Consider the following 11,855-nt stretch of genomic DNA (forward strand, 5'->3'; position numbering starts at 1 on the left):
TGAAATTCTGTACCTTCTCCGTGTGGTAGTTGATGCCGTTGGTGGAGAAGGAGAAGCGGTAGGAGTTGAACCAGTGGTGGTTCAGTCTGTACATCTCCGTCTTCAGATAATCGCATATCTTGTCTATAAGATCTATTTCGAGGAACGGCTCGCCGCCGATGAAGTCCCAGATGACACTTTCCTCGTTGAACTCGTCCTCATGTTCCAGAATGTAGTCGATGGCTTGTTTTGCCACCTCCCACGACATGCGCTCTTTCGTGTTCTTGCCCACAAGGTAACAGTACTTGCAGGCAAGCTGGCAGTCCTTCGTCACGATGAACGTGATGCTCTTCGCAAGCCCTCCGCTCCATTCGGAGGACTTCGTTTTTAAGTTCTTCATAAAAGTAAATTAACAGATGGAATAAGGCATGACAGCGGTTATCATACCCTATCCCATATCCGGTTTGTTTAACGAGAACTATGACCGCAGTCATACGCGCACGTTCCCGTACAGGTTCCGCTGCAATGAGTCATACATGTTCCGCGACATGAGCCTTGGCAAGAAGCATTGCAAGTTGTGTAACATGAACCTCTACAATTCCCGAGGCAACTTGTGCTACAACCATAACGGCATCCCATAGGAGATTCTTCCGCAGCCTTCACAATAGCAGGTGTACCAGCCAGGACGATAGCGCCAAGAATGGGCAATGCGCCTTTGGCTGCTTTTTTGAAGAACTCTCTCCGAGACTGGAGTTCCTCCTTTTCTTTCTTCCCTTTCATAAGAATTAGAATAGATACCTATCGACCTCCCAGTTTCGGTGTAAATAAAAGATTTATTGATGAAACTATACAAAAAAGCGTGGAGATCCGTGCCTGTTGCCCGTCCCACACTCTGAGGCTTCTCGCATTGCCCGAAATAGTTGAACGAGCAACGCGAAACCCACGCCGATGAGTTTATATAATTATCCCTATATTCCTAACATCGCACACCTTATTATAATATATACAATAAAGGCATGATATACGGATATAAGGATGCCTATAAAAACATCCCATGAGCATCTACCGTTGCCATGTTCTGACTATTTCAAGAAATTTTGCGAGAATTTCAGAGTGTCAAGAACAAAGCGCTTAGCAAACGCCTTCTATATATAGCGACTTCCGTCCCACCCTTTACCGCGTCAGTACGGTATTTAAACCGTCCCTAAGCCCGGCGTGAGAAAGTACTCAAACTTTTATGAGGGGCTATGGCGGACACGTCCGTCGTGCCTTACGAAGCATGAGACTTCGGAAATCGATGCAAAAATAATGAATTATTTTATAAATACATAAAAAAAGAAAATAAATTAGAGTGAGTTCGGGATAAGAAATTCGTTATAAAAGTTGGTAATCTCGCAAATATTTTGTAACTTTATATTTGAAACACAATAACTTACAAATAATAATAAGTGATGATTACCAACTTTTATAACGAATTTCTTATCCCGAACTCGCGCATGTATGTCTACGTATTTCGACACACTTAACCGTCTTGGTTCTTAATATATCCGTATTCTGATTTTGACACATTGCTCTGTTGTGTGTGTATGTTCTGTCATTTTGCCAATCGAAAAATGTCACTCAAAAATCTTGTTTTAGATGTTTGGGATGTATAGAAAGCGCCTTCAGAGCGTAGAAAAGGCGGCTTATAATTCTGAAGTTACGCACTTTTGGCTGCAAAGTGCGTAACTTTAGCCATTAAAGATGCCTCTTTCAGCTTATTTATATGCCATCTTTAGATCCTAAAGATGCCTGTTTTAGCACCCAAAACATGTTGTTTTTCGTTCCGTATAATGCACACTTTTGCTGTTTCTTGTATAATAAGTTGATATGTTGAGAGTTGTTCCTGCACATGTATTTTCGCGTTTTTCCGGCAAATTGTGCTTCTGTTTCTGAATATTGCAGTGTCAGAGAGTTGCGTAAAATCATAAAGTAATGAGAAAAGATAAAAATCGTTACAATCTGATTTGTGCATCCATGGCATATCAAATCCGCTGTTTGGCATGCCGGTTATTGGTCTTTATTGATAAAAATCACCCTTTTTATCGCCTTTTACATACAGAAAGTATTAAAAAACAGGCGGTTCAAACAAAACTATCGGCAATACATGCACGGTTTGACAAAAGTTTCTTATTTTTGCACTCTCATTCAAAAACTTGTCTATAAGTGTCGTGGCATTAAGCAAGTTGACGATTGTCAAAAACAAAACTATGGTTAGGATGATTACCTTCATGCTGTCGTGGCTGTTGCTATATACCTGTAATACGGGTATACGGGCGCAACATGCCGGCATATCTGCGGTGCAGGCAAATAGCAATATGAATGTGGTGATACTCGGAGACTCCAACACTTCTATCGGCGGTGACGCATGTGACCGTCCCCAAGGTTGGAGCAAGTGGTTCCGTGACAAGTTTGCTCCCGCCACATGCCGCAGCTATGCAAGGAGCGGTGCAACGTGGACCAATACGGTGCGGACTACATACAACACAAAAGAGTATACGGAAAAATTGAGTGACAACAATGTGATATATAATCAAGTAAACAGGCTAAAGGAAGACTGTGACGCCAAAAGGCATGTCGAACCAAACCTTATACTTATTGCCGCCGGCACAAACGATGCTTGGTTCAGTACCTCGCGACCCGGTGTCTTCTCAAAGACGGCAGATAATGCCTTTGAGTATGACGGCGGATTTATAACCGGTCGCAAGGCTTCAGACATAAGGACACTTGCCGGTTCGGTGCGTTATTGTTGCGAGATGCTGATGGAACGTTTCCCCGATGCACAGATCATCCTGCTCACACCCATGCAGTCTGTTGCTGCCGGGACAGACGGAATACGCCGTGCAGGCGACATAATAGAGGGCTGTGCGCATCGCATGGGACTTGGCGTGATAAGGCAGGATCGCGAGAGTTGCGTCTATTATATCCGTGAGAAGAAATCGGCAAGATATACCATCGACGGCACTCACACGAGTGAAGACGGCGCAAGGCGTAACGGATGTTATATAGCCAACCGCGTCAGTGCCATGCTTCAGATGTAGGTATGCCCTTTGCGCGGTTATTGTAGTACATACTTTTAGGATATTAATAATGGTTTTCTCAGATTTATTCTTTCTCTTTGAATTCATTCCGACATTCATGCTTTGTTATTTGTTGGCGGCTTTTGTCGACAACAAACTGCTCTCTACCGAAACTGAACGCAGCAACAACGCCCGCAACTCCATGCTTGTCATCTTCTCGCTGATATTCTACGCATGGGGAGAACCGGTGTATGTGTTTCTCATGCTGGCATGTGTCTTTATCAATTATATTGCCGGTCTGAGCATAAACTGCTGCGAGGGAGGCAGGCGTAAGGCGGCTCTGACCGTGGGACTTATATGCAATATAGCAATACTCGGAACGTTCAAATATCTCGGTTTCTTTGCATCTGTGCTGGCAGATGTCGGCGTTGAAGTCTCTGTTCCCAAAATATCATTGCCCATAGGCATAAGTTTCTACACATTCCAGTCCATATCCTATCTTATAGACGTTTACCGTAAGGAGTCTCCCGTACAGCGCCGTTTCACCGGATTGTTGCTTTATATCTCCATGTTTCCGCAGCTTATTGCCGGACCTATCGTCAGGTATGGCACGGTGGCGGACGAGATACACAACCGCCGTGTGTCTGTAAACGACTTTGCCGACGGTTCATACCGTTTCTTTATAGGGCTTGGAAAGAAAGTAATTATTGCCAATCAGCTTTCCGAGATAGCCGACCAGTTCCTTGTAAACGGTCTTGGCTCGCTCTCCACTACAGGCGCATGGATCGGTATAGCGGCATTCACACTTCAGATATACTTTGATTTCTCCGGCTATTCGGATATGGCTATCGGCATGGGACGTTGCCTCGGATTTCATTTCAACGAGAACTTCAACCACCCTTATTGCTGCAAGTCAATAACCGATTTCTGGCGCCGCTGGCACATGTCGTTGGGAAGTTTCTTCCGCGATTACGTATATATACCCATGGGCGGCAACCGTCGTCACCAGACTGTCAACATAATGACTGTGTGGTTTCTGACCGGTATGTGGCATGGTGCAAGCTGGAATTTTATTATCTGGGGAGTGTTCTTCGGCGTGATACTTATGATAGAGAAGAAGACAATTTTGCGTGTGCGTGAAAAAGTTCCTGCACTGTTCCTGCATATTTACAGCATTGTTATTTTTGTTACGGGCTGGGGAATATTCTATTATGACGACTTCGACAAAATGAAGAAGTTCTTCAATGCCTATATTGGAAATGCACCCGTATTCACCGACTTCGTGTCTGAAAGTGCCATATTGGACAATTTCTGGCTATGGACGGCAGCCATTCTTTTCTGTATGCCGGTAAGACGTGCAGCCTCTAATGTTTTATGCCGGATTACAAGTTGGAATGATAACGTCCATGGCATGTGTGTTTTTACAGCCAGAGTGACTGTGTCAGTGGTCTTGCTTTCCCTCAGTGTAGCGCTCTTGGTGGGAGCCACAAACAACGCATTTATCTATACACGTTTCTGAAAATACGGTCTTATGAGAAATATACGCACATACATATTACTGCCCGTTGTTATTTTCCTACTGTCGGTATCGCTCCTTAATTCCTTTGCCGGTACACAGGGGCGGCATACGGCAAGAAGATATACGGATACAGTGACGGCGTGTCTGCCGGCTCACAAGTCGCCTACGGGTATTATCATTTCTGGTCGTGGAGACAGTGTAAGAGCTCTCGAACCCTTTTGCGGTGTGCCGGGAGGATGCATGCACTATGCCGATGCCGTGAACAGATATGATGAAACGTTCGGAGACAGCATACGGATTTATTGTATGGTGATACCCACTGCCGTCGAATATTACTGTCCGGACACGGCGCGGACGTGGACAAGAGATGAGCTTCCCGTGATAAACGGAATTTATGAACATCTGTCCCAACGCGTGCGTGCTGTGGATGTGTATACTGCGCTTGGCAACCATGTCGCCGAGAACATATATGCCCGTACCGACCACCATTGGCTGCCGTTGGGCGCATATTATGCAGCAGAAGAGTTTGCCCGCATTGCCGGCGTACCGTTTCGTACACTCGGAAATTATGACAGTCACGTCATAAGAAACTTTGTCGGTACAATGTACCGCTTTTCAAAAGACATTTCCGTAAAACACGCTCCCGAAGAATTCATCTATTACACGCCGCGCGATGTGGAATATACCACCACTTCCATCGCCTATACCTTGGACAGGAGCCGGCGGCGTGTGGTGTCTGAGACAGCCCCTGTCGAGAAACCTTTCTTCCGTACATACGCCGACGGGAGCAGTGCCGCATATTGCACCTTTATGGGAGGCGACACAAACCTTACCGTCGTAAGGACATCTACCCGGAACGGAAGGCGGCTTCTTGTGCTTAAGGATAGTTTCGGCAACGCACTGCCCGGATATCTCTTCCATTCGTTCGAGGAGATACATGTGGTGGACTGCCGCTATTTTACAAAGAACATAAAGGATTATATCGGCGCCAACGGTATTACCGACATACTGTTTGCCAATAACATAGGGCATGCCTGTTCATTGCGTACAAGCAACTCGTACAACCATTATCTTACAAAAGACACTGATTAAACAAAAACGTTATGACAAGAAACAAGATATATATATTATTGATTGCCGCGGTATTCATTACGTTCACTGTGGTCTTCGATACGTTTCCCCGCAGTACATACTCTGAATTAGAGAAGCGCGAATTGGCTTCGTTTCCGGAATTCTCGTTCGAGAAACTCTTTGACGGAAGTTTCACACGCGATGTGTCTTCATGGTTCAGCGACAGCGAACCTTTCAGAGACGACCTTATGTCGTGCAGCATGCAGATAAAGGACATGATACGTCTTACGATGTCCGAAGACAATGTCACCTTTCATGCAAGTGCCGACGCGCCTGCCGCCGTACAGGAGACGGAGACAGACAAGGATGCCATTGCCAACAGGAACGTGGACGAATACCATAACGAGCTTACTGCCAACGAGAATGCAAAGATTGCCAATGCCGGCATAATCGTAGTGGGGACAGGCGATAAGGTGCGTGCCCTTATGGCATACGGCGGAGGTTCTAAGGGCGGCGTGTCGTATGCCGGGGCAGCCAACAAATACAAGGAGACGTTTGGCAACAAAGTGAATGTTTACTGTATGGTTATCCCTACGGCGGCGGAATATTATTGTCCGGAGAAAGCCCGTAAATGTACGAACAGCCAGCAGGCTACCATCAACAACATACATGCACATCTGCGTCCCGACGTTAAGGCGGTGGACATCTATACTATATTGGGAGAGCATGCCGCGGAAGACATATATCTTCGCACCGATCACCATTGGGCACCCCTCGGCGCATACTATGCGGCATACAAGTTTGCCAAGGTTGCCGGTGTGCCTTTCAAGGATTTGAAGCACTACGACCGCAAGGTGGTGCGCAATTATGTGGGCAGCATGTACGGATATTCAAAGGATGCGTCGTTGAAGAACGCCCCGGAAGATTTTGTATATTACGTTCCGCGCGGCGTACAGTACACCACCACGTATATCAACTATACCATAAACAGCCACTATCAGGTGACGGGAGAGCAGAAACCTCAGAAGAGCATATATTTCTTCAAATACCGCGACGGACACAGCGGTGCGTATTGTACGTTCATGGGAGGTGACACAAAGATAACCCAGGTGCGTACTTCCACAAAGAACGGACGGCGCGTGATGATACTGAAAGACAGTTTCGGTAATGCCATTCCCGGCTATCTCTTCTTTTCGTTTGAAGAGATACATGTTGTAGACGCACGCTATTTTACAAAGAATATGGTTGACTATGTAAGGGAAAACAAGATAACCGACATACTGTTTGCCAACAACATATTCAACGCCTATTCCGGTGCCGTATGCAAGAAATACGTTCATTATCTTACGCAAAGGCACGGCGCAATGGCTCCCAAGGACGAGGTGAAGGACGAACACACACATGCCGCGCATGAGCGTAAAGACACTGTGGCACACCATGCAATCCATAAAAAGCCGGAACCTGCGGTTGACAATGTAAGTGAAGAGGCGGAAAAGAAAGAAGAGAAATGATAACTTTATGACCATGAAAAATATTATTATCGTATTGTCGTTTGCCCTTTTTGCTGTTTGTTGCGGCAGAACGGGCAATGGCAAGAGCGGTGGGGGAGAACCCGCAGCTGTCGATTCGGCAGCACACCGCGCCCCGACACTTGAAGAACTGTTCCTTCCCGACACCTGCTATGCGTCGGCAGAAGGTCTTGAATGGTGCACGGAATATGCCGACTCGCTCTCGCAGACGCTGCAATATGTGGATGATGCTTATGAGAAAGCGGGTGGAGTACGCACGTTCCGCAAGACTCTTATGCGCAATGCCGACTTCGGAAGAACGATAAAAGGCACTCCGACAACTGTGGAAACGGCATGGGTGTTTAATACGGAATACGATTCGCGCCCTACAAAATACGGAACATGGGGCGGCGGAACAGGCTGGACGGGACAGCCTCTGTATGTAAAATGGAGTGCCGCCGACATATCCATGTTTGCCAAGAACGGGCATGCTCTTGCCCGGGGATTTACGGGAGAGGAGATAATGGTAGGCTCGTTGTGCGGCAATGTATATTTCATCGACTTCAATACGGGCAAGCCTTCGCGCCGGCACTATGCTTCGGGCAACGTCATAAAGGGTACTATGTCGCTCGACCCGGAGTTCAAGAACCTTTATGTGGGGCAGGGCGTGCCGCACGACGAACCGTTCGGAAGTCTGGTCTTCGACCTTCTTAAACACGAGCGCACGCAGATATTCACCCGCGACCCGAAAGCCCGGCGCGGCTGGAATGCCTTCGATTCGTCTCCCATAGTTGCCGGAGGTTATCTTTTCTGGGCGGGAGAGAACGGTTCCGTTTATAAGTTCCGCCGCGAACAGGGACGGCTCAGTCTTGCCGCCGTGGCACGTTACAGAGCCGAGGGCATGGCTCCGGGCATAGAGTCGAGCCTGTGCGTATATCGCAACTACGGCTTTTTCTCGGACAACAGGGGCAATATAATATGTATAAACCTTAATACGATGAGACCGGTGTGGCACTGCAAGAATCTCGACGACTCCGACGGCACACCCGTTTGCCGCGTAGAGAACGGGCACCCTTACCTTTATACTGCCTGCGAGGTAGACAAGCAGGGCAACGAAGGTTTCTGCCGTTTTATAAAGCTCGATGCCCTTAACGGCAACGTAGTATGGGAGCAACCGATACGATGCACACGCTTTGTTCTTCCCGACAAGACGCTCGACGGCGGAATGTATGCCACTCCTTTACTTGGCAGCGGCGACTGCAAAGGCATGGTTTTTGCGAATATATGCCGTAACAAGGCAGGAAAGAAGCTCGGAGAACTGACGGCGTTGAGCACGTCCGACGGTAGGATAATATACACCGTGCCGCTTGACTACTTCGCATGGTCGTCGCCGGTGTCGCTCCGTAACGAGAAAGGAGAGATGTATATCTTCACAGGCGATGCCTCGGGCAGCATATATCTTGTTAGGGGAAAGACCGGAGAGGTGATTTTCAAGAAACACGTAGCCAACAACTTCGAGTCGTCGCCGGTGGTTGTGGGCAATTCAATCGTTGTCGGTTCCCGTGGAACGGCAATATATAAATTTACAGTAAGATGAAACGGATAATACTTATAGCGGCACTGCTTGTTGTCTCTGTCGTACGAATGTCGGCGCAGTATGATTTTCTTATAGCCAACCGCAATGTCATTCCCGGAGGCTATGACTTCTGGATCTATACTCCCGAGGACTATTATTATACCATGGAGTCCACGCCTGTAGTGATATTCCTGCACGGTGCGAGCCTTTGCGGCAGAAATCTCAACAGGGTGCGCCGCTACGGTCCGTTGGATGCCATTGTAAAGGGAAGGCAGATACCGGCTCTTGTCATCGTGCCTCAAAATCCGGGAGGAGCGTGGAATCCCAAGAAGATAAACGATGTGCTTGAATGGACAAAGAGTAAATATCCGGTAGACTCTACGCGTGTTTACGTGTTGGGCATGAGCCTTGGCGGTTATGGTACTATGGACTTTGCCGGTACTTATCCCGAGAAAGTGGCGGCAGCGATGGCGCTTTGCGGAGGATGTACGCTTAAGAATCAGGAGGGATTGGGGCGACTTCCTCTTTGGATACTGCATGGTACCGCCGACCGTGCCATATCCGTAAAGCAGTCGCAAGTGGTTGTTTCCAATCTTCAGGGCAATGGACTTGACACGCGTCTGCGTTTCGACTGGCTTAAAGGGGCGTCGCACGGAGCATTGGCGCGCATATTCTACATGAGAAAGACATACGACTGGCTGTTCTCCCATTCGCTTACGGATAAAGGAAGACCGGTGAGCCGTTGGTTCTCGATAACCAATGCCGACCTGTCGAAGGCATATCAGGACATGTCGCCGGAAGTTCCCGATCCTGAAGTGATAGACGATTGACGGAGACGTACATCGAACTTGTTATATATAATAATGTACACGGAAAAGTATGAAGTCATTCAATCAATACGAACAATACGCCGACATGGAGTTTCTGCGTGAATACTGTCTCAGGGAAGGCACGATCAGGCATTTCGACAAAGGCGAAGTCGTTGTACGCCGTGGCGGAAAGATAAAGTTCATGGGTGTTGTGGTGAAAGGATACTTTAAATATACCGTTACGGATAATGACGGAAACGCTCATGTCACGGGCTTTGTGTTCGGCGGCGGCATTGTCGGCGATTTCCTGAGTACCGTCGGGGCTGACAGTGTCGGCGCGGACATCACGGCGGCGACGACTGCCGATGTGATGGCGTGTGATTTACAGACAATAAAACGCCTGTTCATTGAAAACCCGGATGAATTCCGTGCCTTTGCAATAGGACTGTTCCGTCATGCTTATATGCAGTATCTCGACCTTCATACAAAGTCGCCTAAGGAACGTTATATGGCACTGTTGAAACGTTGCCCGGACATATTGAATCATATTTCCTTGAAGGAGATGTCTTCCTATCTGTGTATAACGCCGACGCACCTTAGCCGAATACGTAGGGAACTGACGTTTGGCGGATAATATTCGATGGTACGTGCAACTCTCAACATTTGTTGAGGGTTGTTTTGTTTATATGGTATAAATTTGCGGTTGTACAAACATTTAACGCTATGAAACATCAAAGATTTCTCTTTTCAGCCATTGCCGCCATGGCGGTATGCTGCTTGTTTATGCTCGGTTCTTGTCAGATAGCCGAGGCGGTGATAGCCGGTACGACATATTACGACACGGAAATAAAGACCAATGACAACCGGTTGATAACGGGACGTATCGGCGGACAGCGTTCGTCAAATCTTCCTTCAGGCTCCAAAACGATAAGCATAAAGACCGATGAGGGCAGAATGAAGATAAAGAGCGAGACGATAGAGTATATGAAACTGGCGCGGAAAGGACATCCCGAAAAGCAGCAGATGCTGGTGTATATGGACTTCAAGATGCCGTACAAGAAGAAAGGCGTGCAGAAATACCGCACGTTCAAGAGATGGCAGGTGCTTGACAATGCGGGCGACCACCTGCTTATAACAGCCTATGGCCATTCGTACAGCCTTTCAAAAGACGGCGCGCTGGTTATCACCTACAGTTCGGACGAAGGCATACAATACTGCATACAACGTCGTGGCGACGACTGCCCGATACTTATCGGCAGGAGTATCTCCGGGCGATCATTCATGCGGAAACAGTGGCAGGCATATCTTGAGGATGACGCAGTGTTGTGTAAGAAGATTGCCGACAAGGAGATAGACGCGTTCGACTTCAAGTCTATTACCGAGCAATATACTCCCGGACGAAGATGAAAAGACGCTTTATAGGACTGCTGCTTGCGCTGTCATGCCTGCAAAGTCTTTCGGCACAGGAGTTTTCCAAGGACGGTTCCGCGCTTTATAGCATCGGTGCGGGATATGAACGGATGCCGGATGCCTATTCCGCCGAGGGCTTTTCGTTGGGCGTAAGTGTGAGATTTTATACGTCCGGGCGAATGTTCTGCGAGCTTATGGGGCATTGGGGCACTCACGAAGGCGACAAGACTGTCATGCAGAAAGGCAAACCGTTTGCCGTTCATGACGAGCGCGACTGTTTGTTGGCTGCGGCAGGTGCCGGCTATGATGTCTTTCAGGATGCGGGCAAACGATACGCCCTTTATGTCAAGGCGCTTGCCGGGTATGGTGTAAGGTCTTCCCGGTATGACGATTATATGCCGTCCGATGCCGACGACGGTTCCGTCACTCTCGGATGTGAAGACAACCGGAAAGGGCTTGCGTTTGTCGCCGGCGTGGGATTTGACGCACGTTTCGGACGTTGGACGCTGACGCCTTCGGTCGATGCTATCTTTGTCGGCGGCAGGTGGAATGTCGCTCCTATGCTGTCGTTCGGTTTCTTTTATTAACGGTTAAAAGCCGTGTCGAGATACTAAGTCAACGTGATTCAGGCGTTTTTATTACCTCCGGACTTGTATCTGATATGTAAGGACATTGCATGGCATCCTTAAAAATATGCGATAGGTTTCTATCTCATATGCGATAGATTTGTATCTCATATGCGTTACGTTTCTATCTCATATGCGATAGATTTGTATCTCATATGCGTTACGTTTCTATCTCATATGCGATAGATTTGTATCTCATATGCGATAGATTTGCATCTCATATGCGATAGATTTGCATCTCATATGCGATAGATTCGTATCTCATATGCAATAGCTTTGTATCTCTTATACACGTTGT

11 protein-coding genes are annotated in these 11,855 nt (G+C 47.6%); 10 read left to right on the forward strand and 1 reads right to left on the reverse strand.

Annotated elements, in window-relative coordinates; genetic code table 11:
- Positions 1-379, reverse strand: a 379-nt coding sequence (locus HPS54_RS01735) for a 4Fe-4S cluster-binding domain-containing protein (RefSeq protein WP_172343751.1), incomplete at its 3' end; no start/stop codon positions are given.
- A gap of 28 nt (positions 380-407) precedes the next feature.
- Here HPS54_RS01735 and HPS54_RS01740 point away from each other — a divergent pair.
- The 10 genes from HPS54_RS01740 to HPS54_RS01785 all read left to right on the forward strand — a co-directional run bounded on the left by HPS54_RS01740 (position 408) and on the right by HPS54_RS01785 (position 11,518).
- Positions 408-620, forward strand: coding sequence for a hypothetical protein (locus HPS54_RS01740; protein ID WP_172343753.1), 213 nt, complete (start codon positions 408-410; stop codon positions 618-620).
- A 1,608-nt stretch (positions 621-2,228) separates the two neighbouring features.
- Positions 2,229-3,059: an SGNH/GDSL hydrolase family protein gene (locus HPS54_RS01745; RefSeq protein ID WP_172343754.1), complete on the forward strand. Its 831-nt coding sequence runs from the start codon at positions 2,229-2,231 to the stop codon at positions 3,057-3,059.
- Between the two features lie 49 nt (positions 3,060-3,108).
- Positions 3,109-4,557, forward strand: coding sequence for an MBOAT family O-acyltransferase (locus tag HPS54_RS01750; protein ID WP_172343755.1), 1,449 nt, complete (start codon positions 3,109-3,111; stop codon positions 4,555-4,557).
- A 12-nt stretch (positions 4,558-4,569) separates the two neighbouring features.
- On the forward strand, positions 4,570-5,649 hold the full coding sequence (locus HPS54_RS01755; RefSeq protein ID WP_172343756.1) for a DHHW family protein: 1,080 nt from the start codon (positions 4,570-4,572) through the stop codon (positions 5,647-5,649).
- 11 nt (positions 5,650-5,660) lie between these two features.
- Positions 5,661-7,139 carry a DHHW family protein gene (locus tag HPS54_RS01760; protein WP_172343757.1) on the forward strand — a complete coding sequence of 493 codons (1,479 nt, stop codon included), beginning with the start codon at positions 5,661-5,663 and terminating at the stop codon, positions 7,137-7,139.
- Positions 7,140-7,152: 13 nt separating this feature from the next.
- Positions 7,153-8,733 (forward strand): PQQ-binding-like beta-propeller repeat protein, encoded by a 1,581-nt coding sequence (locus tag HPS54_RS01765; RefSeq protein ID WP_172343759.1) that lies wholly within the window; start codon positions 7,153-7,155, stop codon positions 8,731-8,733.
- Entirely contained in the window at positions 8,730-9,542 is an 813-nt protein-coding gene (locus HPS54_RS01770; protein WP_172343760.1) for a carboxylesterase family protein, read from the forward strand. The genes HPS54_RS01765 and HPS54_RS01770 overlap by 4 nt, the downstream gene beginning before the upstream one ends.
- Before the next feature lie 49 nt (positions 9,543-9,591).
- Positions 9,592-10,155: a Crp/Fnr family transcriptional regulator gene (locus HPS54_RS01775; RefSeq protein ID WP_172343761.1), complete on the forward strand. Its 564-nt coding sequence runs from the start codon at positions 9,592-9,594 to the stop codon at positions 10,153-10,155.
- 89 nt (positions 10,156-10,244) lie between these two features.
- Positions 10,245-10,928, forward strand: a complete 684-nt coding sequence (locus HPS54_RS01780) for a hypothetical protein (RefSeq protein WP_172343762.1) — start codon at positions 10,245-10,247, stop codon at positions 10,926-10,928.
- Positions 10,925-11,518, forward strand: a complete 594-nt coding sequence (locus HPS54_RS01785) for a hypothetical protein (protein ID WP_172343763.1) — start codon at positions 10,925-10,927, stop codon at positions 11,516-11,518. Before HPS54_RS01780 ends, HPS54_RS01785 begins: the two co-directional genes overlap by 4 nt.
- Positions 11,519-11,855: the final 337 nt, after the last annotated feature.

It is taken from the genome of Xylanibacter caecicola (assembly GCF_013166515.1).
GTDB lineage: Bacteria > Bacteroidota > Bacteroidia > Bacteroidales > Bacteroidaceae > Prevotella > Prevotella caecicola.